At 59.9% G+C, this 26700-nt stretch carries 26 protein-coding genes and 4 pseudogenes; 13 read left to right on the top strand and 17 right to left on the bottom strand.

Features of this window, described 5'->3' with window-relative positions; all coding sequences use genetic code 11:
- The coding region (locus ACEN88_RS02005; protein WP_413337146.1) for a methyltransferase domain-containing protein at nucleotides 1-796 on the bottom strand (796 nt) is incomplete at its 3' end.
- A 286-nt stretch (nucleotides 797-1082) separates the two neighbouring features.
- On the opposite strand from ACEN88_RS02005, the gene ACEN88_RS02000 reads away from it, so the two are divergent.
- Both ACEN88_RS02000 and trmL read left to right on the top strand, forming a co-directional pair.
- Nucleotides 1083-1679: a ComF family protein gene (locus ACEN88_RS02000; protein ID WP_413337145.1), complete on the top strand. Its 597-nt coding sequence runs from the start codon at nucleotides 1083-1085 to the stop codon at nucleotides 1677-1679.
- A gap of 15 nt (nucleotides 1680-1694) precedes the next feature.
- A complete protein-coding gene (gene trmL / locus ACEN88_RS01995; RefSeq protein ID WP_413337144.1) occupies nucleotides 1695-2165 on the top strand; it encodes a tRNA (uridine(34)/cytosine(34)/5-carboxymethylaminomethyluridine(34)-2'-O)-methyltransferase TrmL in 471 nt (156 codons plus the stop codon).
- A 52-nt stretch (nucleotides 2166-2217) separates the two neighbouring features.
- Here trmL and ACEN88_RS01990 read toward each other — a convergent pair whose 3' ends face one another.
- Nucleotides 2218-2481 carry a PAAR domain-containing protein gene (locus tag ACEN88_RS01990; RefSeq protein WP_413337143.1) on the bottom strand — a complete coding sequence of 88 codons (264 nt, stop codon included), beginning with the start codon at nucleotides 2479-2481 and terminating at the stop codon, nucleotides 2218-2220.
- Between the two features lie 45 nt (nucleotides 2482-2526).
- Complete coding sequence (locus tag ACEN88_RS01985) at nucleotides 2527-3654, bottom strand: hypothetical protein (protein ID WP_413337142.1); 1128 nt, start codon at nucleotides 3652-3654, stop codon at nucleotides 2527-2529.
- A gap of 253 nt (nucleotides 3655-3907) precedes the next feature.
- Here ACEN88_RS01985 and ACEN88_RS01980 point away from each other — a divergent pair, with 253 nt between their 5' ends.
- Nucleotides 3908-4237, top strand: a complete 330-nt coding sequence (locus tag ACEN88_RS01980; RefSeq protein ID WP_413337141.1) for an integrase core domain-containing protein — start codon at nucleotides 3908-3910, stop codon at nucleotides 4235-4237.
- Between the two features lie 63 nt (nucleotides 4238-4300).
- Here the strand turns inward: ACEN88_RS01980 and ACEN88_RS01975 are convergent, their stop codons facing one another.
- The gene (locus ACEN88_RS01975; protein ID WP_413337140.1) at nucleotides 4301-5425 is read right to left on the bottom strand and encodes a hypothetical protein; all 1125 of its coding nucleotides are present in this window, start codon (nucleotides 5423-5425) and stop codon (nucleotides 4301-4303) included.
- A 386-nt stretch (nucleotides 5426-5811) separates the two neighbouring features.
- Here ACEN88_RS01975 and ACEN88_RS01970 point away from each other — a divergent pair.
- Nucleotides 5812-6009: pseudogene (locus tag ACEN88_RS01970) on the top strand (integrase core domain-containing protein); the annotation flags it as partial.
- A gap of 62 nt (nucleotides 6010-6071) precedes the next feature.
- Here the strand turns inward: ACEN88_RS01970 and ACEN88_RS01965 are convergent.
- A complete protein-coding gene (locus ACEN88_RS01965) occupies nucleotides 6072-7196 on the bottom strand; it encodes a hypothetical protein (RefSeq protein WP_413337139.1) in 1125 nt (374 codons plus the stop codon).
- Nucleotides 7197-7582: 386 nt separating this feature from the next.
- On the opposite strand from ACEN88_RS01965, the pseudogene ACEN88_RS01960 reads away from it, so the two are divergent.
- Nucleotides 7583-7780 (top strand): annotated as a pseudogene (locus ACEN88_RS01960) (IS481 family transposase); the annotation flags it as partial.
- 62 nt (nucleotides 7781-7842) lie between these two features.
- On the opposite strand, the gene ACEN88_RS01955 reads toward ACEN88_RS01960, so the two are convergent.
- The 5 genes from ACEN88_RS01955 to ACEN88_RS01935 all read right to left on the bottom strand — a co-directional run bounded on the left by ACEN88_RS01955 (nucleotide 7843) and on the right by ACEN88_RS01935 (nucleotide 16155).
- Nucleotides 7843-8967, bottom strand: a complete 1125-nt coding sequence (locus ACEN88_RS01955; RefSeq protein ID WP_413337138.1) for a hypothetical protein — start codon at nucleotides 8965-8967, stop codon at nucleotides 7843-7845.
- On the bottom strand, nucleotides 8964-10592 hold the full coding sequence (locus tag ACEN88_RS01950) for a hypothetical protein (RefSeq protein WP_413337137.1): 1629 nt from the start codon (nucleotides 10590-10592) through the stop codon (nucleotides 8964-8966). Before ACEN88_RS01950 ends, ACEN88_RS01955 begins: the two co-directional genes overlap by 4 nt.
- Nucleotides 10593-10633: 41 nt before the next feature.
- Nucleotides 10634-13438, bottom strand: a complete 2805-nt coding sequence (locus ACEN88_RS01945) for a type VI secretion system Vgr family protein (RefSeq protein ID WP_413337136.1) — start codon at nucleotides 13436-13438, stop codon at nucleotides 10634-10636.
- Between the two features lie 1036 nt (nucleotides 13439-14474).
- Complete coding sequence (gene rfaE2 / locus ACEN88_RS01940) at nucleotides 14475-14954, bottom strand: D-glycero-beta-D-manno-heptose 1-phosphate adenylyltransferase (RefSeq protein ID WP_413337135.1); 480 nt, start codon at nucleotides 14952-14954, stop codon at nucleotides 14475-14477.
- A gap of 10 nt (nucleotides 14955-14964) precedes the next feature.
- The gene (locus ACEN88_RS01935) at nucleotides 14965-16155 is read right to left on the bottom strand and encodes a PilT/PilU family type 4a pilus ATPase (RefSeq protein WP_413337134.1); all 1191 of its coding nucleotides are present in this window, start codon (nucleotides 16153-16155) and stop codon (nucleotides 14965-14967) included.
- Nucleotides 16156-16296: 141 nt separating this feature from the next.
- Between ACEN88_RS01935 and ACEN88_RS01930 the strand changes: the two are divergent.
- From ACEN88_RS01930 to ACEN88_RS01910, 5 genes and pseudogenes are all read left to right on the top strand, one after another.
- Nucleotides 16297-17124, top strand: a pseudogene (locus ACEN88_RS01930) (LysR substrate-binding domain-containing protein); the annotation flags it as partial.
- A gap of 503 nt (nucleotides 17125-17627) precedes the next feature.
- Complete coding sequence (gene ubiA / locus ACEN88_RS01925; RefSeq protein ID WP_413337133.1) at nucleotides 17628-18482, top strand: 4-hydroxybenzoate octaprenyltransferase; 855 nt, start codon at nucleotides 17628-17630, stop codon at nucleotides 18480-18482.
- 39 nt (nucleotides 18483-18521) lie between these two features.
- The gene (locus ACEN88_RS01920; protein WP_413337132.1) at nucleotides 18522-18842 is read left to right on the top strand and encodes a DUF883 family protein; all 321 of its coding nucleotides are present in this window, start codon (nucleotides 18522-18524) and stop codon (nucleotides 18840-18842) included.
- Nucleotides 18842-19243: a phage holin family protein gene (locus ACEN88_RS01915; RefSeq protein WP_413337131.1), complete on the top strand. Its 402-nt coding sequence runs from the start codon at nucleotides 18842-18844 to the stop codon at nucleotides 19241-19243. Before ACEN88_RS01920 ends, ACEN88_RS01915 begins: the two co-directional genes overlap by 1 nt.
- On the top strand, nucleotides 19230-19523 hold the full coding sequence (locus tag ACEN88_RS01910; RefSeq protein WP_413337130.1) for a hypothetical protein: 294 nt from the start codon (nucleotides 19230-19232) through the stop codon (nucleotides 19521-19523). Before ACEN88_RS01915 ends, ACEN88_RS01910 begins: the two co-directional genes overlap by 14 nt.
- Here the strand turns inward: ACEN88_RS01910 and ACEN88_RS01905 are convergent.
- On the bottom strand, nucleotides 19520-20155 hold the full coding sequence (locus ACEN88_RS01905; protein ID WP_413337129.1) for a hypothetical protein: 636 nt from the start codon (nucleotides 20153-20155) through the stop codon (nucleotides 19520-19522). The genes ACEN88_RS01910 and ACEN88_RS01905 overlap by 4 nt on opposite strands.
- Before the next feature lie 389 nt (nucleotides 20156-20544).
- A pseudogene (locus tag ACEN88_RS01900) lies at nucleotides 20545-21114 on the bottom strand (NUDIX domain-containing protein); the annotation flags it as partial.
- Between the two features lie 73 nt (nucleotides 21115-21187).
- Between ACEN88_RS01900 and ACEN88_RS01895 the strand changes: the two are divergent.
- Nucleotides 21188-21949 (top strand): DeoR/GlpR family DNA-binding transcription regulator, encoded by a 762-nt coding sequence (locus tag ACEN88_RS01895; RefSeq protein ID WP_413337128.1) that lies wholly within the window; start codon nucleotides 21188-21190, stop codon nucleotides 21947-21949.
- Here ACEN88_RS01895 and ACEN88_RS01890 read toward each other — a convergent pair.
- Both ACEN88_RS01890 and ACEN88_RS01885 read right to left on the bottom strand, forming a co-directional pair.
- Nucleotides 21946-22479: a hypothetical protein gene (locus tag ACEN88_RS01890; protein ID WP_413337127.1), complete on the bottom strand. Its 534-nt coding sequence runs from the start codon at nucleotides 22477-22479 to the stop codon at nucleotides 21946-21948. The two genes, ACEN88_RS01895 and ACEN88_RS01890, sit on opposite strands and share 4 nt — an antisense overlap.
- 52 nt (nucleotides 22480-22531) lie before the next feature.
- The gene (locus ACEN88_RS01885; RefSeq protein ID WP_413337126.1) at nucleotides 22532-22939 is read right to left on the bottom strand and encodes a hypothetical protein; all 408 of its coding nucleotides are present in this window, start codon (nucleotides 22937-22939) and stop codon (nucleotides 22532-22534) included.
- Between the two features lie 136 nt (nucleotides 22940-23075).
- Here ACEN88_RS01885 and ACEN88_RS01880 point away from each other — a divergent pair, with 136 nt between their 5' ends.
- Entirely contained in the window at nucleotides 23076-23627 is a 552-nt protein-coding gene (locus ACEN88_RS01880; protein ID WP_413337125.1) for a DUF488 family protein, read from the top strand.
- Here ACEN88_RS01880 and ACEN88_RS01875 read toward each other — a convergent pair.
- Together ACEN88_RS01875 and ACEN88_RS01870 are read right to left on the bottom strand one after the other, a co-directional pair.
- Nucleotides 23624-24964 (bottom strand): MBL fold metallo-hydrolase, encoded by a 1341-nt coding sequence (locus ACEN88_RS01875; RefSeq protein ID WP_413337124.1) that lies wholly within the window; start codon nucleotides 24962-24964, stop codon nucleotides 23624-23626. The two genes, ACEN88_RS01880 and ACEN88_RS01875, sit on opposite strands and share 4 nt — an antisense overlap.
- Nucleotides 24964-25191, bottom strand: coding sequence for a hypothetical protein (locus ACEN88_RS01870; RefSeq protein ID WP_160409665.1), 228 nt, complete (start codon nucleotides 25189-25191; stop codon nucleotides 24964-24966). The genes ACEN88_RS01875 and ACEN88_RS01870 overlap by 1 nt, the downstream gene beginning before the upstream one ends.
- Before the next feature lie 58 nt (nucleotides 25192-25249).
- Between ACEN88_RS01870 and ACEN88_RS01865 the strand changes: the two genes are divergently transcribed.
- Nucleotides 25250-25633, top strand: coding sequence for a type II toxin-antitoxin system PemK/MazF family toxin (locus ACEN88_RS01865; protein WP_413337123.1), 384 nt, complete (start codon nucleotides 25250-25252; stop codon nucleotides 25631-25633).
- Nucleotides 25634-25641: 8 nt separating this feature from the next.
- Here the strand turns inward: ACEN88_RS01865 and ACEN88_RS01860 are convergent, their stop codons facing one another.
- Complete coding sequence (locus ACEN88_RS01860) at nucleotides 25642-26532, bottom strand: alpha/beta hydrolase (RefSeq protein WP_413337122.1); 891 nt, start codon at nucleotides 26530-26532, stop codon at nucleotides 25642-25644.
- Nucleotides 26533-26700 lie beyond the last annotated feature (168 nt).

The raw sequence follows: 26700 nt of genomic DNA, 5'->3' as shown, positions 1-26700 counted from the left end.
GCCCTGCTTCCAGCGCGTCGCGCATGCGTTGCCACGCGGCCCGGCCGACGAGGCCGCGGCGGCGCGTGGCCAGCGGGTTACCGCCGAACGCGCGCACGTCGGCCAGCAGCTTGTCGGCCGTGTCGTACGTCACCGTGATCTGTTCCATGTCCATGACGGGCGTCGTGAACCCCGCTTCCACGAGCTGGTCGCCGAAGTCGTGCATGTCGACGAACGGCAACGTGTGCGGCGTCTCGTCCATCGCCGCGAACGCGGCGCGCAGTTCGCGGAACGTGTCCGGACCGAAATTCGAGAACATCAGCAGACCATCCACGCGCAGCACGCGACGCCACTCGGCGAACACGCGGTCGGGTTGGGGATGCCAGTGCAATGCCAGGTTCGACCAGACCAGGTCGAGCGAGTTCGGGCCGAACGGCAGGTTGCCGAAGTCGCCGCAAACGAGATCGATGCCGGCTTTGGCCGGCAGCAAACGACTCAACAAGGAGCGCGGCGCCGACGTGGCGGCCGTGGCGGCCGTGGCGGTCGCCAGCATGGCCGGCACGGCGTCCAGGCCGAGCACCTGCGCAGCCGGATAGCGTTTCTGCAATTCGGCGATATCGACGCCGGCGCCGCAGCCGGCGTCGAGCACCTGGCGCGGCGCCGTCTTGACGAGCGTCAGGCGGTCGAACATGCGGGTGGCGATCTCCCGCCGCAGGAAATCGGAAGGGGCGACCCGGGCGGGGTCGGCGAACAGCTGGCGCACGCGGACCGGATCGATCGGGGCGCTCATCTTCGACGGGGCTTGGGGTGAAACCATGATGGGGCTGCGGTGAATGGGATAATGGCGGGAGTGTACATGATGGGTGGAACTTACGATGACGGCCCGTTATTTGTCCCTGCGGCATTGGCTGCGCGTGCTGATGCCATCGATGTGCGCCCTGTGCGGGAGCGGGTGCGATGATGTCGTATGTACTGCGTGCCGGGATGCGTATGCGGGGGTGCGGCGGGTGCGTTGCGGGCAGTGTGCGAACCCGTTAGCAGCCCTACCGTCGCTCCCGCGCAGGCGGGAGCCCAATTTCGCGCTGCCGACGACGCATGAAAAATTGGATCCCCGCCTGCGCGGGGACGACGTTGATAAGCGCGAGCACGACGATAACATTTGCGGCTCCTGCCTGCGCGACCCACCCGCCTTCGACGCCACCGTCGTCGCCGTCGATTACGCAATTCCCCTCGACCAGCTCGTGCTTCAATTAAAATTCGGCGCCCGCCTCGCGCTCGCGCCGTGGTTCGCGCGCCAGATCCGCGATGCCGTGCTCGCCCGCCCCGGCCTGCCGCTGCCCGATTTGCTGTGCCCGGTCCCGCTGGGGCCGAACCGGCTCGTCGAACGCGGCTTCAACCAGGCGCTGGAAATCGCGCGGCCCCTGGCGGCGGCGCTCGGGGTAGCATGTCATCCGGCGCTGGCGCTGCGCACGCTCGACACGCCGGCGCAGTCGGGCGTCGCGCCGAGCGTGCGGGCGAAGAATGTGCGTGGCGCGTTCGCCGTGGAGGACCCGGACCTCGTCGAAGGCCGCCACGTCGGCCTCGTCGACGACGTCATGACGAGCGGCCACACGCTGGGCGAACTGGCCGCCACTTTTAAACGGTTCGGCGCGGCGCGCGTGACGAATTTTGTATTTGCGCGCACGCCGCCCCACCCGTAACCCAAGGAGATAGCTTTGTTTCACGTCGTACTGGTCGAACCCGAGATCCCGCCCAACACGGGCAACATCATCCGCCTGTGCGCGAACACGGGGGCGCAGCTGCACCTGGTCGAGCCGCTCGGCTTCCCGCTGGACGATGCCAAGATGCGCCGCGCCGGTCTCGACTACCACGATTACGCCACGATGAAGGTCCACAAGAACTGGGACGCCTTCCTGGCCGACGCACAGCCGGACCGCACGCGCATGTTCGCGATGACGACGCACGGTTCGTCGCCGTTCGCGGATGCCGCGTTCCGCCCGGGCGACATATTCGTGTTCGGCGCCGAGTCGCGCGGCCTGGACCCGGCCTTGCGCGAATCGTTCCCGCCGGCCCAGCGCATCCGCCTGCCGATGATGCCGGGCAACCGCAGCCTGAACCTGTCGAATACGGTGGCCGTGGTCGTCTACGAAGCGTGGCGCCAGAACGGGTACGCCGGCGGGGGCTAAGGCGGCTTGGTCGCCGGGCCGTCTTTACCCGACACTCTCCCATACGCGTGATTTATGGTGTTCCCGAGGTGAAGGCGGAAGAGATAAGGCTTGCACCGCATGACGTCCTGTGGCCGTGAAAGGCAACCGGAACCCCGCCGATCAACACGGACGGGTCACCCTCAATGATCACGCATATCGAATGCCCGGGGATGGGGCAGACACATGCGTCACCTTGCCGTGCAACGGCAAGGCCATTGACCGAAGAGGTGGCGGATGCGATCACAACCTTGCCACCGTGACTGGTCAGATCACCCAATCGAATCACGCCTTTCATGGACGTTCTCCTGTGCAGTTTAGTAGGTCTTTGTCGTAAATACTTTTACATCTGATTCTCGTCCCACTGCCAGAACGTAACGCCGTAATCCGTGCCGAAGGCCGGCATCATTTCACCGTCCTTGAAGTAACGACGTGATCCTGCTTTTGCTGGCGTGAACCAATATCCGGCACGCACACAGGCATGACCTCCTTCGACGCGCAAACCTTCTTGGGCGTTCATGGTGAGGCTATCATCTTCGCTGACAACGGCGATGTCTTCGAATTCGTCATTGATGATTTCGACGAAATACCAATTCGAAGGGATTTCAGTAAAGGCGGAACGTGCCACCAGTGAGGGGGCGAGGTATGGATCCGGCTTGCCAGGAATAATCATCTTGCCTGCGAAGAACGATGCATATTTCTGCGATTGAACAAACGCGAACATTTTCGCGCCATCAAACCAAAGGTTCTTTCGACCAACTTGCTGGAGGGCGTCGAGGCCGATCTCGTTGAGCGTGGATGCAGGACGCAGTTTTCCACCGCCACCACCGGTCCACGCAAATTGTAACGCGGCATTGGGATCATCTGATGAAACGTAAACTCCAGTGCGTGGCGGCGTCTTGGAACTTTCCGCCGTCACATCTGTACGAACTCGAAACTTCGGAATGCGTGGAAACTGCGCCGAAAATTCAGGATAGTTATATGCAAAGCCGTGATCGTCCCACCGGCTACTAGGCCAATCATCCATAGTATAGTTTATATTCCTAGCATAACGACTTATCACTTGCAATATTGCCTGAATTCTCTCCTCTTCATCCGGTGTCGCCCAGTTCATTGAGAATTCATCCAGGCCACGTAGGCACTGATTGGCGCCAGTTATTTTATATTGATCTATGGTGCGCAAAGCGATGTCTCTTGTGAGCGATTGTTGAAAATCTATTAAAAAAGGCCACGCGCTGTTTGCCCAGTTCTGCACAGTATTCCTTTCGCCCCACCGTGCATCCCTCAATACGGCATCCCGTCCCTGCTGCTCCCTCGCCAGATTTATTAATGGATCAATCTCGCCATCCATTAGTTCGCTCACCATTTGATGCAAGCCTTTCAAGTAGTCCAGCGAGGCGTAATGATAGAGCATGGCCGCCTGAACCTTGTGCCATGCCGATAATGAAAGTTGATTTCCTGGTGTGCTCATATCGCCCCCTTTGCAATTGCTGTCACTTGCCCAGGCAGCGCTGGCAAGCTTATTTTGTCCGACCTTCAGACTTCGTAAAATTCTGTGTAACTCCATCCGGTATCAAACACAACCCCGAAAGTCCGGCAGGAAATCAAGTACTCTGGCCTGTCGGATCGTCATGCGGAGAGGTCTTCGGCATCATGTGGACGACGGACGCGAAGTGACTCAAGCGCGAAGACATGTCGCCCTTGGATCGGTAGACAACAGGACGTTGACCGATGACAGCTCGCTAGTCACCGACTGTTTCTCCACCGAAGACAAGAAACCCAGCGGCAAGCACGCCTTCGACGAGGCTGCGCCTCGATCGCCGTCGAACGCAGCTTGGCATTGCCGTCATCCACAAACGGACGGTATGGTTGAACGCCTTGATGGTCGCATCAACGAACTGCTACAGCAGACCCGCTTCGACAGCGAGGCCGACCTGGAAGCGATCTTGATGAACTATTTGAAGCCGTACTACCACCACATTCCGCACCGTAATCTCGACGCAAAAACGCCTACTCCGCCCCTCAAAGAATGGCAGAAACAGCGCACAGAATGATTGGTCAATCGCATTTCCGATCAAATGGGACTAACATTTAACACGCTCTAGTGACGAATAACTTTATAGCTGATTCTCGTCCCACTGCCAGAATGTAACGCCGTAATCCGTGCCGAAGGCTGGCATGATTTCACCGTCCTTGAAGTAACGACGTGATCCTGCTTTTGCTGGCGTGAACCAATATCCCGCACGCACACAGGCATGACCTCCTTCGACGCGCAAACGTTCTTGGGTGTTCATGGTGCGGCTATCATCTTCGCTGACAACGGCGATGTCTTCGAATTCGTCGTTGATGATTTCGACGAAATACCAATTCGAAGGGATTTCAGTAAAGGCGGAGCGTGCCACGAGTGAGGGAGCGAGGTATGGATCCGGCTTACCAGGAATAATCATCTTGCCTGCGAAGAACGATGCATATTTCTGCGATTGAACAAACGCGAGCATCTTCGCGCCATCAAACCAAAGGTCCTTTCGACCAACTTGCTGGAGGGCATCGAGGCCGATCTCGTTGAGCGTGGATGCAGGACGCAGTTTTCCACCGCCACCGCCGGTCCACGCAAATTGTAACGCGGCATTGGGATCGTCAGATGAGACGTAAACTCCAGTACGGGGGGGAGCTTTGGAACTTTCTGCCGTCACGTCGGTACGCACCCGAAATTTCGGGATGCATGGAAACCGTTTCGAAAATTCAGGATAGTTATATGCAAAGTTAAAATCAGTCCATCGACTGCGCGACCGATCATCCATTGTGTAGTCTATGTTTCTAGCGTAATTAATTATCTTTTTTAATACTGCCTGAATTTTCTCTTCTTCATCCGACGTTGCCCAATTCATTGAGAATTCATTCAAACCACGCAGGCACTCATTGGCGCCAGTGACTTCATAATGTTCCATAGTGCGTAAGGCGATGTCTCTTGTGAGCGATTGTTGAAAATCCCTTAAAAAAGGCCACGCGCTGTTTGCCCAGTTCTGCACGGTATTCCTGTCGCCCCACCGTGCATCCCTCAATACGGCATCCCGTCCCTGCGCCCTCGCTAGATTTATTAATGGATCAATCTCACCATCCATTAATTCGCTCACCATTTGATGCAAGCCTTTCAAGTAGTCCAGCGAGGCATAATGATAAAGCATTGCCGCCTGAACCTTGTGCCATGCCGATAACGAAAATTGATTTCCTGGTGTGCTCACATCGCCCCCTTTGCAATTGCTGTCACTTGCCCAAGCAGCGCTGGGAAGCTTATTTTGTCCGACCTCCAGACTTCGTCAAATTCTGTGTAACTCCATCCGGTATCAAACACAACCCCGAAAGTCCGGCAGGAAATCAAGTACTCTGGCCTGTCGGATCGTCATGCGGAAAAGGTCTTCGGTATCATGCGGACGACGGACGCGAAGTGACTCAAGCGCGAAGACATGTCGCCCTTGGATCGGTAGACAACAGGATGTCGACCGATGACGGCTCGCAAGTCACCAACTGTTTCTCCACCGAAGACAAGAAACCCAGCGGCAAGCACGCCTTCGACGAGGCTGCGCCTCAATCACCGTCGAACGCCGCTTGACATTGCCGTCATCCACAAACGGACGGTATGGTTGAACGCCTTGATGGTCGCATCAACGAACTGCTACAGCAGACCCGCTTCGACAGCAAGGCCGACCTGGAAGCCACCTTGATGAACTATTTGAAGCCGTACCACCACCACATTCCGCACCGTGCGCTCGACGCAAAAACGCCTATCCCGGCCCTCAAGGAATGGCAGAAGCAGCGCACAGAATGATTAATTAACGCATTCCCGATCAAATGGGACTAACATTTAACACGCTCTAGTGACGAATAACTTTATTGCTGATTCTCGTCCCATTGCCAGAATGTAACGCCGTAATCCGTGCCGAAGACTGGCATGATTTCACCGTCCTTGAAGTAACGACGTGATCCTGCTTTTGCTGGCGTGAACCAATATCCGGCACGCGCACAGGCATGACCTCCTTCGACGCGCAAACGTTCTGGAGTGTTTATGGTGCGGCTATCATCTTCGCTGACAACGGCGATGTCTTCGAATTCGTCATTGATGATTTCGACGAAATACCAATGCGAAGGGGCCGCGGTAAAAGCGGACCGTGCTACTGCCGGTGAAGCAAGGGATGGGGCCGGCTTGCCGTCAATCACTATCTCGTTTGCGAATAACGGTGCATATTTCTGCGATTGGACAAACGCGAGCATCTTCCCTTCATCGAACCAAAGATCTCTTCGGCCGACCTGCTGGAGAGCATCCAGACCGATCTGATTGAACGTAGACGCTGGACGAAGTTTTCCACCCCCGCCTCCGTTCCACGCAAATTGTAACGCGGCATTGGGATCATCTGATGAAACGTAAACTCCAGTGCGTGGCGGCGTCTTGGAACTTTCCGCCGTCACATCCGTACGAACGCGAAACTTCGGAATGCGTGGAAACTGCGCCGAAAATTCTGAATAATAATATGCAAAGTTGAAATCGCGCCATCGACTGGTTGGCCAATCATTTAACGTATCGTCAATTTTATTTGCGTAACGGCCTATTTTTTGCAATATTGACTGAACCTTCGCCTCTTCATCTGATGTTGCCCAATTCATTGAGAACTCATTCAAGCCGCGTAAGCACTGGTTGGCACCAGTGATTTTATATTGGTCCGTGGTGCGCATCGCGATGTCTCTTGTAAGCGATTGTCGAAAATCGCTTAAAAAAGGCCACGCACTGTTTACCCAATTCTGCACGGTATTCCTGTCACCCCACCGCGCATCCATCAATACGGCATCCCGTCCCTGCGCCCTCGCTAGATTGATTAACGGATCAATCTCGCCATCCATTAATTCACTCACCATTTGGTGCAAGCCTTTCAAGTAGTCCAGCGAGGCGTAATGATAAAGCATTGCCGCCTGAACCTTGTGCCATGCCGATAACGAAAATTGATTTCCTGGTGTGCTCACATCGCCCCCTTTGCAATTGCTGTCACTTGCCCAAGCAGCGCTGGGAAGCTTATTTTGTCCGACCTTCAGACTTCGTCAAATTCTGTGTAACGCCATCCGGTATCAAACACAACCCCGAAAGTCCGGCAGGAAATCAAGTACTCTGGCCTGTCGGATCGTCATGCGGAAAAGGTCTTCGGTATCATGCGGACGACGGACGCGAAGTGACTCAAGCGCGAAGACATGTCGCCCTTGGATCGGTAGACAACAGGATGTCGACCGATGACGGCTCGCAAGTCACCGACTGTTTCGCCACCGAAGACAAGAAACCCAGCGGCAAGCACGCCTTCGACGAGGCTGCGCCTCAATCACCGTCGAACGCCGCTTGACATTGCCGTCATCCACAAACGGACGGTATGGTTGAACGCCTTGATGGTCGCATCAACGAACTGCTACAGCAGACCCGCTTCGACAGCAAGGCCGACCTGGAAGCGACCTTGATGAACTATTTGAAGCCGCACTACCACCACATTCCGCACCGTGCGCTCGACGCAAAAACGCCTATCCCGGCCCTCAAGGAATGGCAGAAGCAGCGCACAGAATGATTAATTAACGCATTCCCGATCAAATGGGACTAACATTTAACACGCTCTAGTGACGAATAACTTTATTGCTGATTCTCGTCCCATTGCCAGAATGTAACGCCGTAATCCGTACCGAAGGCTGGCATGATTTCACCGTCCTTGAAGTAACGACGTGATCCTGCTTTTGCTGGCGTGAACCAATATCCTGCACGCACACAGGTATGACCTCCTTCGACGCGCAAACGTTCTGGAGTGTTTATGGTGCGGCTATCATCTTCGCTGACAACGGCGATGTCTTCGAATTCGTCATTGATGATTTCAACGAAATACCAATTCGAAGGGATATCAGTAAAGGCGGAACATGCCACCGCTGAGGGAGCAAGGTATGGATTCGGCTTGCCATCAATCACCACCTCACGGGCAAGCAACGCCGCGTACTTTTGCGATTGGACAAATGCCAGCATCTTTGCTTGATCAAACCAAAGATCCTTTCGACCAACGTACTGGAGGGCATCAAGGCCGATCTCGTTGAACGTGGATGCGGGACGAAGTTTGCCGCCCCCGCCACCGGTCCATGCAAATTGCAACGCGGCATGGGGATCATCTGAAGAGACGTAAACTCCAGTACGGGGGGGAGCTTTGGAACTTTCTGCCGTCACGTCGGTACGCACCCGAAATTTCGGGATGCGTGGAAACTGAACCGAAAATTCAGGATAGTTATATGCAAAGCCGTAATCGTCCCACCGGCTTTTTGGCCAATCATCCATGGTATAGTCTATATTCATTGCATAACGACTTATCTCTTTTAATACTGACTGAATTTTCTCTTCTTCATCCGGTGTTGCCCAGTTCATTGAGAATTCATCCAGGCCACGTAGGCACTGATTGGCGCCAGTGATTTTATATTGATCTATGGTGCGCAAAGCGATGTCTCTTGTGAGCGATTGTTGAAAATCTCTTAAAAAAGGCCACGCGCTGTTTGCCCAGTTCTGCACGGTATTCCTGTCGCCCCACCGTGCATCCCTCAATACGGCATCCCGTCCCTGCGCCCTCGCCAGATTTATTAATGGATCAATTTCGCCATCCATTAGTTCGCTCACCATTCGATGCAAGCCTTTCAAGTAATCCAACGAGGCGTAATGATAGAGCATGGCCGCCTGAACCTTATCCCATGCCGATAACGAAAATTTATTTCCTGGTGTGCTCATATCGCCCCCTTTGCAATCGCAGTTGCCTGCCCAGGCAGCGCTGGCAGGCCTATTTTGTCGGACGTCCAGACTCCGTCAAATTCTGTGTAACCCCATCCGGTATCGAACGGTCCACTAATGTTTGGGTGATTAATTTGCTGGCGCAGTCCAATGTGTCGGGCCAAAAAGCCCGCTTTTTGAGATTGATCCATCAATGCCGTAACGTGATCGAGGTGAGCTTGATCCAATGGCGGGCCCAGCGTCGTTCCTTTCGAACTTTTCATTAACTCATAATAAGTTAACGTATCGTTGCGCGGATCGGTACGTTCGATCTTAAAAACAATCTGCTCCCAACCGCCCTCGAGAAAGTTGCCTGTGAGCCCATCCTTTTTTTGACTGGAAGCCGGACCACGCCACACATTCAATGATTCGCCTGATTTTACATCGTAGATTACGAATTGCCCGTTGACGTTCCAATCCGGCCAGACGGCCAAATATCTGCGCCAAGCTTCTTTGGGATTAGGAGAGTTCTGCAATTTATTGAAAATTTCTTCCGACACCCAACAATCGCTCATACCGCGGCTGTTCGGGGCAAGGATGCGATACAGACGAGCGGGACCTTTGATTGTATGTGCCTGTAGAGTATGGAAGGACTCGATATTTTGATTGGTTAAGTGAGGGAAAATATCTCCTTGCGGCCGAGGATTGCCAGCTGCGTCAAGTTTCGCGGAAAGCATATCCACTTTAGGTCGATGACGTGTGGCGTTTGCTGGCGCAAGGAACTTATCCCCGGTTTTACTTAACCATGGCGGCTGATGTTGCCGCATCAAGGTAATCGCATCCGCTTCCGGAAGCGCACCACAAAAGTGAATATTGCTCGCATTTAAGATCGCACGCTCTCTCTCAAGAGTTCGGCGCTCCAGGTTCAATATAATCGTGGTCAATATATCGTGGACAGGTTTCAGCGTCTCTTCCATGTGCTGGTTAGCCGCCAACCGTATCGCTTTGGCCTGCTCCAACGCGGCCTTGGCCTTGCGATAGATGGTCGGTACAAGCCTGACCTTGTTAACCATCCCCTCAAGCGCAGAAATTCCCGTATCAAATGCGGCGAGCAGCGCCTTGGTATTTATCCGGCCACGAAGTTCTTTAACGCCAGTTGCAAGCCATGCAAACAGGCGATCGATTTTGCGGGCCTTGATGTATTTTTGAACCTCTTCCCTTCGCAAATATACGATCACCCACGACATTCCCCTTTCGACAGCCTTTGCCGCCTGGTCGATGCCGGCACGCCTGACGTGCGCAAAGATGATTTTGAGTACACCCTTGAGCAATGAGCCGAGTGTCGGGAACAGGCCAATAAGGGTCAGGGCCAAAGCCAGCCATGCCGCCTTGTCCTTGTAATCATGACTGAGCTTTTTGCAATTTGCTATGAGATCGCGTAGGTCGCAAATTTGATCGACTAACGGAATCATCGAAATTGCCGCGTCGGTGAGCAGTTGGGCGGTCGACCGATCTTCGTTGAAGTCGCCCTCGATCGCTTCCCAGAACCATACGATTGGATTCGTACTCGGTTCCTTGGCTTTTTCCCGGTCATTTGTCGCCCATGCCAAGGCGTCGCGCATTTGTGTTGTATTGACTTCAGCCATTCAGTATGCTCGCTACCAATATTGTCGATATTCGTTATGCTTTATTCTTGCAACAAATCGCTCAGCGGTGCTGCTGGCTTATCCGTTCCGGCCGTGCGCGGCTTATAAATCACTTTTTTCACGGGCTTGTTGGCGACGTTTTCCCGTCGGGTCTTGCCATTTGCGTCCAGCGTTCCATTCAAGACGGGTCCCTTGTCGAAATGGATTTCGTATTCCGCTCCATCGACTCCCTCTCCGGTGTCGGCATCCCGATAGTCCAGACCGATCCATTGTGCCGGCGGTTTTCCTTCACCAGAGAAGTGCGGTAGATCGAACGACATCCGGCCTGGGCCATCCCATTTGTGCATGCCTGCCTTGACAGTGAAATCGCCACTGCAACCCAGTTCGATTTTGCCGTCCGCTATCTTGATGTATGCGCCACCACAAATCAGACTGATGCTCTTTTGGGCAGCAATCGTAATCTCGCCTTCACTCGCGGTAATCGTCATGTCGTTTCCCGCGGCAATACCAATGCTGTCGTGTTGTGCCTGGATGTCGACTTTTCCGGTGTGCGCGATGTACTTCATCCCGTTCTTCTGCGAGAAGAGTGAGATACCCTGTCGAGCATTAATGTTGACGCGCTCACCCGCGACCGCCTGGATGTTCTGTTGTGCGATCACATTGTGCTGTTGGCCGCTATAGCTAACGGAAGAATAAGGGGTTGCGCTGAGGAAACCGCCGTGTGCGTATTGCGCGATAAGCGGCGAAGCGGTGTCGACTTCCCCGCCGCTCTGCGTGTTGGTGCCTTTCTCGGCATTCCGCAAGTTCTCGTTCAGGTCCTTGTGTGGTTCCTGGTCCACGGCCATGGCCTGATTCTGTTCAGCAAACTCCCCCAACTCCTTCAGGAGTGCCTGCGAGCTCTCAAGCAGTCCTTGAAGCATGCCGCGTTCCAGTTGATCGCCCTGTGCTCGCAGCATGGCCTGCGTCGTCAACAGCAACATCTGGGCCGAGCGGATGACGACCGAGTTATCACTGCGCAGTTCTGCTCCTTCACCTCGGGGACGGGCTTTGCCGCCCTGCCGTGGGTGTGTCAGCCAGCCCAGGTTCAACTCGCTGTAGCCGTGCTCGCTCGCAAGCTGTGCGCTGATTTGCTCGGGCGTATCGTCCAGACGAAGCTGGTTCAGGCGGCCCCCTTGCACTTCCTTGCTCTTGATACCGGATAGATATCTGTTCTCCGGTAGGGTGCCGGTATGGTTGAATTTGGGCGGCAATGCCGCGCCGTTGTAGACCTGGCCAACAATAAGCGGCTTGTCAGGATCGCCACCGAGGAAATCGACGATCACTTCATCGCCAACCCGCGGCAGTGTGAATGCACCGCGCTGACCACCCGCCCACGTGCTGACGACCCGCACCCAGGCGGAATCGCTGTCGGTGTCGCTCGCGCCGGCGCCTGCGTGGTCTTGTTGCCGGGTTGCCGGAAAGCGGATCTTGACCCGACCCATCGTGTCGCAATGCACTTCCTCGCCGTCCGGACCGACAACCAACGCGCTCTGTAACGTTGCTACCGGCAGATCGGTGCGAGGATCGAACGACGGCACAATCGGAATGCCGCGACGTACGCACGTGAACCGATTGCTGTAGCGTACTTCGCGTTCTTCATTGGCCTTGAGCAGAGTAGAGGTTGACAGTTCCGTTTGCCATCCATTGGCTGAGAACAGCCGTTGGATTTTCTCGTCGACCGCTTTGGGCAAGTTACTGTCAGCCAGGACCGAGAGCTCGGTAATCACGAACTGTCTCTCATCGCTCGGATGCGTGTCGATTTCCGGGTGGCCGGACAGTCCAATCCATTCGCCGACGCACAGGTCACGTACGCCGCTTTCGCCGTGGAAGCACTTCGCTTCGTACTCGTGTCGACGCATGCGAAGGTCGCCCAAACGGCGGTAATCTTTCATGTCGTCGCCAGCGTGAGGCACATCGACCACGTATTCGTCGATGCCGGCAGCGAGCTGGTCCCCCATCGGTCCTTGCTGCATGGTCGTCAGCGCCTGCGTTTCCATGAGACGGACGCTTGCGTAGTCCCAGCTGTGGCGCGTAACGCCTCCGGGTTTCAGGCTACGCATGGCGGTCCAGGTAGTGATACTGTCCCGTGATTCGGTAGCGTGATCGCGGTGGTAGCGCACGATGCCGGCGGAATTCTGAGCCAGCCCGGTTGCGTCGTCGAATAACACCAGCGTGTGGGCTGGCATGTCGTTGCTGTCGTCCTGGCTTGCCCGCCCCGGCCGCATGAACCACGCAATGCCTTGGCGCTTCCACAAACGACGCAGAAAGGCAGCGTCCGATTCATTGTGCTGCATGATGAATTCGCGGGCCGGGTAACTCCCCCGTAACTGGGCCGTGTCAACATCGAATGCTTTCGCGAGGACAGCGTTCGTCTGCTTCCATTCGTCGAGAATCGCCAGTGCAACGTCTACTTCGTTCTTGTTTCGGAAAACTCGTGTGTTGACGCGTTGTTCCATGATTGCGAGCGCATCACGTGCAACCAGCTGATACGTGGCCAGCCCGCCGTCGCTTTGTCCCGCGAACGCATGCGTGACGACGCCGCAGACAGAGCGCAATTCACCCCGGTCGGTGACCAGTTGCAGTTCAATCGGCAGTGCGATGAAATCCTTCAATGCCAGTCCGGACTCGGCTGATACGCATTGCAGGCGATATTCGAGGCCCCCACACATGGACTCGTTCCCGACAACGCGCTTGACCAGCAGTACATCATCCAGGAGCTTTCGCTCGCCTGCCAGACGAAGACGAATCGGACGGTTGGTTTGGGTGAGCGCACTTAGGAAGGCTCCGGCGAGATCGCGCGAGTTCATGTCAACGGTATCGATTGGTAGGATTGGAGGCAACGCAGGTAAAGCGCGTAAAGGTCAGCATCGGGGGGCGATATCTCAATCATTCTGCTAGTTAGTCCATTATTCAGCAGCTTGCTCTGCATTCCCTTCAGAGCGATATTAGGATCGTCAGACAGTAACTCGACACCGCACTCGAAATCGCATGACAGTTATTCTGTGCCCCATGCTTATTGGGCATGAATTGAGCTTTTGCGCCGTCGTCACGAGAAAATAACCGCGAATACTGCGGTGAGATCGAGGAGTCGAACAAGACGCCATATGCCCCTGCCGAAACGCGGCGCCCTGCCTTTTCGCATTGAAGTAATTTAAACTAATGTTGCAAAATTTCTCTATTTATTGCAATCTGAAAACTCAAATTAACTAATTGCCGGCAATGGTAGGCAGTCTGTAACCAGGTCGAATATTCGTCCTCGCAATTTGATTTTTTCAGGTCATATAAATTTAACGGCGGAAAGTTTAACAACAGCATCTGTGTCTTGTCCAGTAGCGCACGATAAACATCAGCATAAAAATCTTGGTGAAAAAAGCGATCAAGCAGTTACATTGCGTTAGAAATCGGGGACGAGAATTATCAATATTTTTAATGCTTGGGCCGATCGATAAAACAGCGAACGCAGATTGCCGGATCAAATTAATGATGCACAGCGAAACCCAGCCGGGAAATGCCGAAGAGGCGCCAGAACGCCAGAACTATTGGTAATTAGGAGGAAGTTGAATGACATCGGCAGACCTGTAGCCCGTAGGGCTCTGCCTCTCGATCCATTGCCGCGCGATTTACAGCCCGGCGGGCGTCGATGATTGTTGGTTTACTCGGAAATTATCTGGCCGTTTCATCGGCGCGATGGATAGTGCCGCTGGTCGCAACAACCCGGCGCATCCGCCTGCCGATGATGCCCATCAGTGACACATCTGCTGCATCATTTGTAGATGCCGATCGTCGTCATGAGTATCCCGTCGGAATACTCATTCGACCATGCGGGACGCGGCTAATTCCCGATCAGCCGTATTGACGGATCTTCGCGACGAGCTTCGTCGTCGAGCGGTCGTGCGCGAAATCGATCGCGACGGCCTTGCCGCCGTAGGCGATCACTTCCTTCCCTTCCGGGATGGCGCTCATCACGTAGTCGCCGCCCTTGGCATAGATGTCGGGGCGGGCTTCCTGGACGACTTCCAGCGCCGTGTCCTCGTCGAATTCCACGACGAGGCTGACGGATTCAAGCGCGGCCAGCACGGCCATGCGGTCGGCCAGCGTGTTCAGCGGGCGGTCGTCGCCCTTGCCCAGGCGTTTCACGGACGCGTCCGTGTTGACGGCGACGACGAGCGACGCGCCCAGTTCGCGGGCCTGGGCCAGGTACGTCACGTGGCCGCGGTGCAGGATGTCGAACACGCCGTTCGTCAGCACGACGGGTTTCGGCAGGTCAGCGATGCGTTGCGGCAAGGTGGCGCGGGTGCAGAGTTTTTGTTCGAAGGTAGCCATGGCGTGCATTTTAACTTGCGGCCGGCGGTTCCTCTTCCGGCTCGTCGATCAACATGGACAGCTCGGCCGGCTTCGCGGCACCGCCGCCCTCCCCCGGCGCTTTTCTTTCTCCCGACAGCTTGATCTGCAGACGCAGGCCGTTCGCGGAATCGGCGTTGCGGATGGCTTCGTCGTAGCTGATGTAGCCCTTGTTGTAGAGCTCGAAGAGCGCCTGGTCGAACGTGCACATGCCCAGCTCGCGCGACTTGTGCATGATCTCCTTGATGCTCTGGAAGCTGCCCTTCAGGATCATCTCGCCGATCGTCGGCGTGTTCAGCAGGATCTCGATGGCGGCCTTGCGCCCCTTGCCGTCTTCCGTGCGGACCAGGCGCTGCGAGACGATGGCGCGCAGGTTCGACGACAAGTCCATCAGCAATTGATTCCTCCGCTCTTCCGGGAAGAAGTTAATGATGCGGTCCATCGTCTGGTTCGCATTGTTCGCGTGCAGGGTCCCCAGGCACAGGTGACCCGTTTCGGCGAACGCGATCGCGTGTTCCATCGTTTCCGTGTCGCGGATCTCACCGATCAGGATCACGTCCGGCGCCTGGCGTAGCGTGTTCTTCAGCGCGTTGTGCCACGACAGCGTGTCGACGCCCACCTCGCGGTGCGTGATCAGGCAGCTCTTGTTCTTGTGGACGTATTCGACGGGATCCTCGACCGTGATGATGTGGCCGGCCGAGTTGCTGTTGCGGTAATCGATCATCGCCGCCAAGGTCGTCGACTTGCCGGAACCCGTGCCGCCGACGACGAGCACGAGACCCCGCTTCGTCATCACGACATCTTTCAAGACCTCGGGCAGGTCGAGCTTTTCGAAGTTCGGGATTTCGGATGCGATGGTCCGCACGACCATGCCTACGCTCTGCTGCTGCACGAACACGTTCACGCGGAACCGGCACACGCCCGGCAGGGAAATCGCGAAATTGCATTCCATCTCGGCTTCGAACTCGGCCCGCTGCCGCTCGTTCATGAGGGAGAGGGACAGCGCGCGCGTGATGTCGCCCGTCAGGCGCTGCTGGCTCAGGGGTTTCATGGCGCCCTGGTGCTTCATGCTGGGCGGGAAGTCGGCCGAGATGAACAGGTCGGAGCCGCTCTGCTGGTGCATGACCGTGAGCAGCTTGTGCATATAGGCCTGGGCTTCCGCCGGGCCGAAGGTCGAGGACATGGATGTCTTCCTATTAACGCAAGGCAACATCGCCTGCCCGGCCATTATATCCATGGCTTTACCGGTAAAATAGTGACAGACTGCTTAAAAGGCAGGCAAACGTGTCTTCGAGAACACGGCCGTTCAATAAACTCCGATCCCATGACACTGACCGAACTGAAATACATCGTCGCCGTCGCACGCGCCCGCCATTTCGGGCATGCGGCCGAAGCCTGCTTCGTCGCCCAGCCCACGCTGTCCGTCGCCATCAAGAAACTCGAGGACGAACTCGGCGTCACGCTGTTCGAACGGGGCGGCTCGGAAGTGTCCGTGACGCCGCTGGGCGCGCAGATCGTCGCCCAGGCCGAGCGCGTGCTCGAGCAGACGGCCGCCATCAAGGAATTGGCCAAGCAGAACAAGGATCCGCTGTCCGGCCCGCTGCGCCTCGGTGTGATCTACACCATCGGCCCGTACCTGCTGCCGCCGCTCGTGAAAAACCTGATCGCGAACGTGCCGCAGATGCCGCTCGTGCTGCAGGAGAATTTCACGGTGAAACTGCTCGACCTGCTGCGCCAGGGCGAGCTGGACGCCGCGATCATGGCCCTGCCGCTGCCGGAACACGGCATGGCCGTGCAGGCGCTGTACGACGAACCGTTCGTCGTCGCGATGCCGAAGAACCACCCGTGGTCGACGCGCACCGAGATCGCGGCCGAGGACCTCAAGAGCGAGACGATGCTGCTGCTGGGCGCCGGCCACTGCTTCCGCGACCAGGTGCTCGAAGTCTGCCCGGAGATGGCGCGCTTTTCTTCGTCGCCGGGCAACGGCATGCAGCGCACCTTCGAGGGCTCGTCGCTGGAGACGATCCGGCACATGGTCGCGAGCGGCATCGGCCTGACCGTGCTGCCGCGCGCGTCCGTGCCGGACATGAAGGATCCGAACGGCATGCTGACCTTCGTCCCGTTCCAGGATCCGGTCCCGTCGCGCCGCGTCCCACGTGCTGCCTTCCTGTTTGAATTCGACGGCGCGCACGGCATAGACGCGGCCGCCCTGCTCCAGCGCGATCAGCGCCGTGCCGCCGTTCACGACCCCAAGCACGAAGCGGCGGCGCGGCATGCTGTCGTCGCTGGCGTCGGTCTCGCTGAAATCGCCGCCCCGGTCGGCGATGCCCGCGAGCCCGAGTCCCACGCCCAGCAGCGCCTGGATGCCTGCCGGGAGCTCGCGCAGCGACCGCGCCTCAATCCACGCGCCCTGTTCCTGCCCGCCAGCCTGCGCGAGCAGGCAGCTTCCAAGTCCGATTCCGGCCACCACCATGGTTACGAACCGCATATGCATTCTCCTTGATCCGAAGCCGGCATCGTAGAGCGCGCGCGTGCGCCATGCCTTGTGCATCGTCGACGTGCGCATGATCGCCGCGTATCGTCCTGCGCCGTACAGCCGGGCGCGCCCCGACAGGCTACAATCCTGACCTTGCAGATTTTCAATTCGAACGCACAATGAACAAGCTGGCGCTTTATTTCCGCCTGGTCCGGGGCCACAAGCCCATCGGCATCCTGCTGCTGCTGTGGCCCACGCTGTGGGCGTTGTGGATGGCATCGAACGGCCATCCCGATCCGATGATCCTCGCCATCTTCATCGTGGGCACGGCGCTGATGCGATCAAGCGGCTGCGCGATCAACGACTACGCCGACCGCGACTTCGACCGCCACGTCAAGCGCACGGTCGACCGCCCGCTGACGAGCGGACGCATCAAGGGCTGGGAAGCGCTGATGGTGGCGGCCGTGCTCGCGATCGTCTCGTTCCTGCTGATCCTGCCGCTGAACACGCTGACGAAGCGGCTCTCCGTCGTGGCCGTGATCGTCGCGGGCAGCTATCCGTATTTCAAGCGCTTCTTCGCGCTGCCGCAGGCCTACCTCGGCATCGCGTTCGGCTTCGGCATCCCGATGGCGTTCGCAGCCGTGCAGGACCACGTCCCGGCCGTCGCGTGGTGGCTGCTGGTCGCCAACGTGTTCTGGTCGCTGGCCTACGACACCGAATACGCCATGGTCGACCGCGACGACGACCTCGTCATCGGCATCCGCACGTCCGCCATCACGTTCGGCCGCTACGACGTCGCCGCGATCATGGTGTGCTACGCGGCCACGCTCCTCATCGACCTCGTGTGCGGCTGGTCGCTGGGCCTGCGCTGGTGGTTCGTGGCGGGCATCGCCGTCGCGGCCGGGATGGCCGTCTACCACTACACCCTGATCCGCGGCCGCGACCGCATGAAGTGTTTTGCCGCGTTCAACCACAACAATTGGTTGGGTGCGGCCGTGTTTGCTGGCGTCGCGTTAGACTATGCATTAGGATAATATTGTCCCTTGAATAACCCATAACGAGAGGTTCCCCCCATGATGGAAAAAATCCCGACCCAGTCCGGCGCCCGCGACCAGTTGCTGTCCGACCTGAAGACCGTCGTCCAGGACGCGGAAGCGTGGCTGCGCCACAGCGGCCACCTGACCGGCGAAGAATTCAAGGCCGCCAAGGTCAAGTTCGAGCGCACCCTGGTCAAGGCCAAGGAAGACATCGTCCGTCTGGAAGAAGCCGCGGTCGAAAAAGCCAAGGTCGCCGCCAAGGCCACCGACGAATACGTCAAGGAGAATCCGTGGAAGGCCGTCGGCCTGGGCACTGCCGTCGGTGTCGTGATCGGCATGCTGATCGCCCGTAAGTAATGGGGATCCTGGCGGCGGCAGGCCGGATCGGCGCGACGCTCGTCGCGATGGCGGGCACGCGGCTGGAACTGGCCGCGGTCGAATTCCAGGAAGACGCACGCCGCCTGCTGGGCCACCTCGCGTGGACCCTGCTGGCCGTGTTCCTCGCGGCCGGCGCCCTCCTGCTGGCCGCGCTGTTCGTCATCGCCATCTTCTGGGACACGTACCGCCTGCAGGCCGTCGGCGGCATGGCCGTCCTGTTCGGCGCGCTGGCCGGCATCATCCTCATGAAAGTCCGCGCCAGCATGACCGCGGAAGCGCCGCTGCTCTCGGCCACGCTGGCCGAACTGCGCAACGACGTCGACTACCTGCGCCATGGCCTGGCCCAACATCATGCGGAGGCAACCGATGAACAAGCCTGATCTCGCCACCCGCCGCGCGGCCCTGATCGAACAATGCGCCGAACAGCGCGTGGGCCTCGCCTACGAGCTGAAGGCGCTGCGTCCGTCGAATGCACTGACCGGGCATCCGGTCATGGGCTATGTCGCCGCCAACCGCAAGCTCGTGCTGGGCGCGGCCGGTGCCGTGCTGGGAGTCGTCCTCATGCGCCGCAAGCGCCTGGCCGGGCTCGTCACGTCGGCCCTGTCGGCGGTGAAGATGGCGCGCGGCGCGCTGGGCATCCTCGCGCAGCTGCGCCGCTAGTCGTTGAGGCCGAGCGCTTCCCAGCCATTCGGCGTCAGCTTGACGTACAGTTTTTCCTTCTGGGAGCGCTCGCCGTCGACGTTCCGCCCGACTTCGGGGAACGCTTCCTTGACCTGCGGCTTCCGGGCCCAGTCGGCCACGTTCGACAGCTGATAGGTGTAGATCACGCTGCTCTCCTCGTGGTCGCCCACCTTGGCCGGGTCCGCCCAGCGGAGCACCTTGCTCAGCGACTTGCGGCCCCAGCAGATGCGCGGCTGCTTCCCGGCCTTCGCGTGCAGGTAGGGCTTCGCGGCATCGGCCATCGTGTAGCGCTTGACCTTCACCCCGCTCGCCTTGCCATTGACGACGGCGCCGGGTAATTCCACGTCCTCGCTCCTGGCGAGGCCGACGGATTCCAGCGCCGACATCTGGCCGGCCACGCCGTCCGGGTACATCTTCTGCTGGCGGATGTCGGTTTCATACACGTCGACCGGCCATTTGATGGGATCCAGGCACAGGTCGCCCTTCTTGTCGAAATACTGGGAGACGGTGAGGCCGAAGTTCTTTTCGTTGGCCGACGTCTTGCTGCTGCAGGCGGACAGCGATGCGACCAGCGTCGCGCCCAGCACGAGGGAGATGGCAGTCTTGTTCATGGTGATGTGATTGTACCAAGGCTGGGCGCGGGTGGAATCTCTTCCATAGCCTCGTACACGCGCTTGCCCAGCTTCTGCGCCGTCGCCACCATCAGGTCCGCCCCTTCCGACGCGCCCCCGATACGCAGGACGGCGTCGCACCGCTCCAGCAGGCGCTGCGCATGCGGGTGGAACAGGGCGTCGAACACGGCGTCCCCCGGCGCCTGCGATCCGGCCAGGCGCACCGTCGGCAACGCGAGCCATTCGCCCAGCACGGGCAGGTGCCCGGCCTCGTACAGCGGCATCACGCACGCTTCCATCGCCGCGACGTTGGCCGCGATACGGTCCGGATCACCGTCCGTGCCCGACCGGTACGGGCCCGCGACCAGGATCATCATCCCGCGCGGCGCGAACAGGTACAAGCGCGCGTACTGCAGCAGCATGATCGTCTTGCCGTCGACGATGCCCGTGCCGATCATGGCCAGCGCCGCGTCGATGTCCAGTTCCAGCACGTCCAGCCGCTCGCCCTCGGCCGCCACGCCGCCGCCGGGTCCCACGCGGTCGCGCGCCTCGTACTCGGCCACGAAGAAGTGCAGGCGCTCCGTCACGCTGCCGGGACTCATGAACGCATCCCACAAGCGCGTGACGTTGCCGACGCGGTAGCCCGTCTCCTCTTCGACCTCGGCACGGATGCGTTCTTCCGGACTCGCGCCATCGAGCAGGCCGGCCGCTGCCTCGACGAGGAAGCCGTCGTGGCCGTTCACATAGGCCGGCAGGCGGAACTGGCGCGTCAGCACGACGGTGCGGCGCGCGCGGTTGACCAGCAGCAGCGTCGCGCCATTGCCCCGGTCATAGGTTTCCCGGGTCTGCACGTCCCAGCCGCCATCTGCCGTGCGCAGCGCGAACGTCGTCTTGTTCAGGATGCCCCAGTCGTCCGAGAGCAGCTCGACCTGCCTGATTTCCACACGATCCTGCACGATATTCTCCAGTCATTGAAGTTCGTGTAAACTATCGTGCAGTATCGTGCAATGTCAAGCACGACGAAAGGACGGCATGCTGACGAGCCAGCGAAAACAGTATCTAATGGATGTGTTGCGGCGCGACGGCCAGATCGTCGCCACGAAGATGAGCGCGGAACTGGGCGTGTCGGAAGACACGGTCCGGCGCGACCTGCGCGAGCTGGCGAAGGAAGGCCTGCTGCAGCGGGTGCACGGCGGCGCCCTGCCCGCCAGCCCGGCGCTGGCGTACTTCGCGACGCGCCACAACATCGCCACCGACGACAAGGCCGCCATCGGCCGCGCCGCCGCCGCGCTCGTGCAGCCGGGCCAGGTCGTGTTCGTCGACGGCGGCACGACGTGCGCGCAACTCGTGCGCGCGCTGCCGCGGCGCCTGGGAGCGACGGTCGTCACGCACAGCCCGTCCATCGCGATGGAGCTGATGGACCATCCGGACATCGAGGTCATCATGCTCGGCGGCCGCCTGTTCCGCCACTCGGCCGTCGGCGTGGGTGCGGCGACGCTGGAAGCCATCGCGCAAATCCGCGCCGACACGTATTTCATGGGCGTGACGAGCGTGCATCCCGAGAGCGGACTGTCGACCGGCGATTACGAGGAAGCGTGCATCAAGCGGGCGCTGTGCCATGCGGCGGCGGAGACCGTCGTGCTGGCGTCGTCGGAGAAGCTGGCCACCGCGTCGCCGTACCGGATCGTCGGGCTGGCCGAGATCAGTGGGCTCGTGGTGCCGGCGGGTACCGGTGAAGAGGTGTTGCGGCCGTATCGGGAGATGGGGATTGCGCTGACGCTTGCGGCGCACTAGCGGCAGGTCGGCTCCACGTCGTATCCGAGATAGTAGTAATAGCTCGCGTACGGCTTCCGGTCGGCCAGCCGGTGGTACAGCCGCACCCGCAGCCCTTCGCCCGAGTAGCAGGTGCGGACGAACACCGGGTCGCCGGCCTGCAGCGTGACCTGGTAGGTGTCGCGACCTTTCTTCGTTACCGTTTGCATGCCTTCGAAGCCGTAGGCCTGTTCCAGCTCGGGCTTCTTTGCGCTGCTGAACTGGACGGCGTGGCTGAAGATGGGCTTGTCGTCGTCTGCCACGAACCTGGCCATGTCGTCATCCCCTTTGCGGGCGGGCTTGCGTCCGGTCGCCCTGAAACAGCATCCCATGCCGACCTGCTCGACCAGCGCATACGACAGGTCGCCCTTCGGTGCGGTTTGGGACTCGCTGTACAGGACGGCCTTGCCCGTGTTGGTAATGTCGATGAAGTAGAAGGGCGCCTCGGCCGCGTTCGCGATCGAGGTGGCCAGCAGCAGGGACAGGCCGAGGGGCCGCAAGATACTCGTCATGGTGGTACGCAATGGTGTCAATGTTGCAACATTGTACACCGGGCGCACCCACTCAGCGCCTGCAGCTCAACCGCACCGTCTCATTCTCGCGCGCAACGACGCGGGCGGCCTCGCTGTCACCGCACCGATACACGATGCGCAACCGCTTCGGCTCCCCGCGCGCCGGATCGCCGCACAGCTGGTTGTCCGCGCGGACGGCGCCGCGATTGCGTTCGACCTGATAGCGCACGGCGCGGCGTGCGTCGCAGGACGCGAAATGCGTGCCGTATTCCGCGTCTTCGACGAAGATGCGCGAGCCGCGGCCTTCACCGCGACCGCCGCCGGCTTCGCGCAGGCCGGCGGCATAGCCGTCGTCATAGCCGCGGCGATATTCGGCGCTCTGCGCGAACGCGGATGTGGTGGCGGCGCTCAAGGCCAGGATGGCGGCGATGCGCAGGAGGGGGCGATTATTGAGTGTCATTTTGTTCTCCCGATTGAAGTGGATGACTTCATCGTAGCGCGCGCGCTCGAAACGCTCTGTTCGGTCGCTGTAAGAGACGTTTCAGTCTGTAAGGAAGCGGGCGCCCCGCCCCGCGCGGCCGTGCCAGAATAGCGTCATGACACCCGCACCCGTCTGCACCATCGGGCATTCGAACCGTACGATCGAGGAGTTCATCGGACTGCTCTGGCAGAACGGCATCGCCTGCCTGCTCGATATCCGGACCGTCCCCAAATCGCGCCACAATCCGCAATTCGGGCAGGATGAACTCGCGGCCTCGCTGCTCGATGCCGGCATCGAATACCGATACATGAAAGGCCTCGGCGGCCTGCGCCGCCCACTCAAGGATTCACCGAATGCCGCCTGGCGCAACACGTCGTTCCGCGGCTACGCGGACTACATGCAGACCGACGAATTCGCGGCCAACGTCGATGCGGTCATCGAACTCGCGCAGACCCGGCCCTGCGCGCTGATGTGCGCGGAAGCGGTGCCGTGGCGCTGCCACCGCTCGCTCGTCGCCGATGCGCTGCTGGTGCGCGGCGTGCCCGTCGACGACATCATCGATGCGCGCCAGCGCAAGCCGCACAAGCTGACGCCCTTCGCGCACGTCGAGGGCCTGCACATCACGTATCCGCCGGAACAATCGCAACTGGACTTCGGGCCGGGCTAGCGCGCGAGCAACCGCCGCAACTGCGCCCGCTGGTAGGCGCCGAAGCCCTCGCTGAACAGGCAGCGGATCAGCGGATCCTCGACCACGTCGGCCTGCGCCAGGGCACGCTCCGTGTCCGCATCGAACACGGCATCGTTGATGCGCATGTACAGCGACGTCAGCGACTCGCCCAGTTCCAGCGCCGCGTACAGTTTCGCGGCCGGGATCCCGGTGGTCCAGCCCAGCGGTCCATCATCGTCGACAGGTTCCGCGCTGCCTGGCGACAGCCGGTAGCGGAAGCGCGTCACCTCGCCCGCATGATCGTGGATCGACAACTGCCAGATGCGCGGGCTGTCGAAATACTCGCTCTCGTCATCCAGCGCGGCATACCGGTCCGCCAGGCCGGTGCGGCAAAAGTCCAGCACGCACGTCCACTGGTCCGCCGTCAGCGCAGGGAAGTGGCGGGCGATGTCGGCCGTGGGCGGCGCGTCGGCATTGCCCTCATAAATGTAGTCGACGTCCTGTGCGCCGACGGGAATGACCCAGTCCAGCGGCGGCGCCGCGCGCAATCCGTCCGCATCGAGCCGCATCGAGACCGACGGATCCATGCGCACGACGCGCGCCCGCGGCAGCACCGCCTGCACCTCGGCGGTGAAACGGGCATACGAGATCGGGAAGAACGCGCGGTTGTACCACGACCAGGGTTCGAGCTGGAACTGGCATGAACTCGGCACGACGAAGCGCGGGTCCAGGGCCTGCAACTGCTCCAGCCATTCCTCCGGCAGCGCCGGCGGCGCGGGTTCGGCGCGCGTCGGGGCCAGCACCTCGATCTCGCGCATCGTCTGGAACGGAAACAGCACGAGATCCCATGGCTTTTCGGCGACGAGGCGTGCGAGCGCCGCATCGTCGATCCACGAGTCGACCACGTTCAGGACGTTCAGCCCGGCGGCACGGACCTGGAACATCGAGTCGACCTCGGCATCCATCGCTTCGCGCGGCACGACCTGGAACGGGCCGACGTCCACGGGCACGTCCAGCTGCAGCGCGTGGACGCGCGTAAAACCCAGTTCGCGCACCATGTCGAACAGCTCGTCGAACAGGCAGTAGATGTACAGCGGCGTCGCGCGGTCCAGCAGGTCCAGGCTCTCGAGCGAGCAGTGGTCGTCGTGGAAGTGGGAGATGAAAACGGCGTCGAAGCGCTGGCGCCGGATCAGCGCTGCGTCGAAGCGCACGTCCGGGAACGCGTGGCAGTTGCGGCTGAACGGGTTTTCGAAGATGGTGTCGAAGGCGATGCGCGTACCCTCGCATGCGAACACGTAGCCCGCATGCAGGATCCGCGAGACCGTCAACGCGGTCATCAGTCCAGCCGCTTCAAGCGCTGGCCCAGGATGCCCCAGCGGCAAGCGACGCCGTCAAGTTGAGCGCACAGCGCCCAGCCGGTGCCGATCTTCTCGACCGTGACGGGCGTCTCGATTTCCCTGGCCAGCTTCTCGGCCCAGCCGCGCGCCGCGCCCTGGCCCTTGAACAGCTCGTTGCCTTCGTAGATGACGGTGGCGTCGAATACGGGCATGGCGAATATGGTCATGGCTTCCTCTGGATGGTGCGTAAAGCGCTATCCTATCATTTCACTGATTGGAAACCACATGGACAACGACCACACGCCCGCGCGGCGCATCGACAGGGGTGAGCTCTACTGGGTGGCGCCGGACGGCACGCGCGGCTCGGTGCCCGGGTATCCCCATCCGCACCTCGTCGTGCAGGACGACCTGTTCAATCATTCGCGCATCGACACCGTAATCGTCTGCGCCCTGACGACGAACCTCAGGCGGGCAAGCGAGCCCGGTTGCGTGCCGCTGGAACCCGGCGAGGGCGGACTCGAGAAACGCAGCGTCGTCCTGCCTTCGCAGATCAGCGCAATCCCGAAAGCACGGCTGGGGACACGCATCGGCCGGCTGTCCAGCGAACGCGTGGACCAGGTACTCGCCGGCCTGCGCTTCCTGCAGGCGTCGCACTTCCGCGGACGCTGACCGGCGCCCTACTCGCCCTGCTGCTGCATCGCCTTCGTCAGCCCGCTCGGCCCGGCCGGCTTCTTCGGTTTCCACACCCACATCAGGCCGCGCACGTAGCCGTCGCCTTTCACGGCCGTGTGGTCGAGCCCTTCCATCGTCCACGTCTGCAGCGCCAGGCCCTGGTAGTTGCGGTTGCCCAGCTGCTTCTGGAACGCCACGATGGGCTGCTGGAATGCGGGATATTCGATGCTGCCGTGCGAGATGAACATGCGCGCGGGCAGCGCCTTGTGGTCGCGGGCGTAGGCGGCATCGAGCTTGCCGAGCGCGCCGTGGTCCCAGCCGGCCGCGGGGCTGATCGCGATATGGCCCGCGAAGAAGCCCGGCGCCTTGTACGCGGCCGCGATGGCGAACAGGCCGCCCAGCGAGCTGCCGGCGATCACGCGGTCCGTCTTCTCGGCGCGGAAGCGGCTCTCGATCAGCGGCGCGACTTCCTTCGTGATGAAGCCGAGGAAGGCGTCGGCCTTGCCGGAATCGGCGTCCGTCGCGGTGATGGTGTAGTCGCGGCGGCGCTCGACGTCGTAGTTGGCGCCGGATGGATACGACAGGCCCACCATGATGAACTCGGGGACCTGGTTATCGTAGATCAGGTTGCCGTAGGTGGCGGTCAGCAGCGGCGTGTCCCAGTACGCGTCGAGGTAGTACAGCACGGGATAGCGCTTTTCCGGATGCGCCGCGTAGCTGGACGGCAGCACGACGACCAGCTCGTGCGCCCTGCCTGTGGACTCCGACTGCACGGGGATGATCTGCGTGTTCTCCAGCACGAAGTGGCGTTCGGCCGCCGGGGCGGCGGGCTGCTGTGCCGAGGCGGGGACGACGACGCCGAGCGCGACGGCGCATGCTGCCAACAGTGTCTTCATGAGGTCTCCTTGATTGTGATCACACGATGATAGCGCTATCTCAGCGCGTCGGGGTACATACGCGACCTTTGCGATACTGTTTTCATTATCGATATCGTAAAAATTAGTATTATTCCCGAACAAATTATTCTGCTAACGTCCCGCGTTGATCCCAGCCATCCATCGACC

Origin of the sequence: Massilia sp. CT11-108 (genome assembly GCF_047302915.1) — a bacterium.
Lineage (GTDB): Bacteria > Pseudomonadota > Gammaproteobacteria > Burkholderiales > Burkholderiaceae_D > Telluria > Telluria orientalis.
This window is presented reverse-complemented; position numbering and strand designations above follow the sequence as displayed.

What these genes read in the sequence shown, in the direction of transcription:
- ACEN88_RS01990 (WP_413337143.1), bottom strand. Translation starts at nt 2,481, where the DNA reads ATGAAAGGCGTGATTCGATTGGGTGATCTGACCAGTCACGGTGGCAAG.
- ACEN88_RS01985 (WP_413337142.1), bottom strand. Translation starts at nt 3,654, where the DNA reads ATGAGCACACCAGGAAATCAACTTTCATTATCGGCATGGCACAAGGTT.
- ACEN88_RS01955 (WP_413337138.1), bottom strand. Translation starts at nt 8,967, where the DNA reads ATGAGCACACCAGGAAATAAATTTTCGTTATCGGCATGGGATAAGGTT.
- ACEN88_RS01950 (WP_413337137.1), bottom strand. Translation starts at nt 10,592, where the DNA reads ATGGCTGAAGTCAATACAACACAAATGCGCGACGCCTTGGCATGGGCG.
- ACEN88_RS01945 (WP_413337136.1), bottom strand. Translation starts at nt 13,438, where the DNA reads ATGAACTCGCGCGATCTCGCCGGAGCCTTCCTAAGTGCGCTCACCCAA.
- rfaE2 (WP_413337135.1), bottom strand. Translation starts at nt 14,954, where the DNA reads ATGGCTACCTTCGAACAAAAACTCTGCACCCGCGCCACCTTGCCGCAA.
- ACEN88_RS01935 (WP_413337134.1), bottom strand. Translation starts at nt 16,155, where the DNA reads ATGTCCTCGACCTTCGGCCCGGCGGAAGCCCAGGCCTATATGCACAAG.
- ubiA (WP_413337133.1), top strand. Translation starts at nt 17,628, where the DNA reads ATGAACAAGCTGGCGCTTTATTTCCGCCTGGTCCGGGGCCACAAGCCC.
- ACEN88_RS01920 (WP_413337132.1), top strand. Translation starts at nt 18,522, where the DNA reads ATGATGGAAAAAATCCCGACCCAGTCCGGCGCCCGCGACCAGTTGCTG.
- ACEN88_RS01915 (WP_413337131.1), top strand. Translation starts at nt 18,842, where the DNA reads ATGGGGATCCTGGCGGCGGCAGGCCGGATCGGCGCGACGCTCGTCGCG.
- ACEN88_RS01910 (WP_413337130.1), top strand. Translation starts at nt 19,230, where the DNA reads ATGAACAAGCCTGATCTCGCCACCCGCCGCGCGGCCCTGATCGAACAA.
- ACEN88_RS01905 (WP_413337129.1), bottom strand. Translation starts at nt 20,155, where the DNA reads ATGAACAAGACTGCCATCTCCCTCGTGCTGGGCGCGACGCTGGTCGCA.
- ACEN88_RS01895 (WP_413337128.1), top strand. Translation starts at nt 21,188, where the DNA reads ATGCTGACGAGCCAGCGAAAACAGTATCTAATGGATGTGTTGCGGCGC.
- ACEN88_RS01890 (WP_413337127.1), bottom strand. Translation starts at nt 22,479, where the DNA reads ATGACGAGTATCTTGCGGCCCCTCGGCCTGTCCCTGCTGCTGGCCACC.
- ACEN88_RS01885 (WP_413337126.1), bottom strand. Translation starts at nt 22,939, where the DNA reads ATGACACTCAATAATCGCCCCCTCCTGCGCATCGCCGCCATCCTGGCC.
- ACEN88_RS01880 (WP_413337125.1), top strand. Translation starts at nt 23,076, where the DNA reads ATGACACCCGCACCCGTCTGCACCATCGGGCATTCGAACCGTACGATC.
- ACEN88_RS01875 (WP_413337124.1), bottom strand. Translation starts at nt 24,964, where the DNA reads ATGACCGCGTTGACGGTCTCGCGGATCCTGCATGCGGGCTACGTGTTC.
- ACEN88_RS01870 (WP_160409665.1), bottom strand. Translation starts at nt 25,191, where the DNA reads ATGACCATATTCGCCATGCCCGTATTCGACGCCACCGTCATCTACGAA.
- ACEN88_RS01865 (WP_413337123.1), top strand. Translation starts at nt 25,250, where the DNA reads ATGGACAACGACCACACGCCCGCGCGGCGCATCGACAGGGGTGAGCTC.
- ACEN88_RS01860 (WP_413337122.1), bottom strand. Translation starts at nt 26,532, where the DNA reads ATGAAGACACTGTTGGCAGCATGCGCCGTCGCGCTCGGCGTCGTCGTC.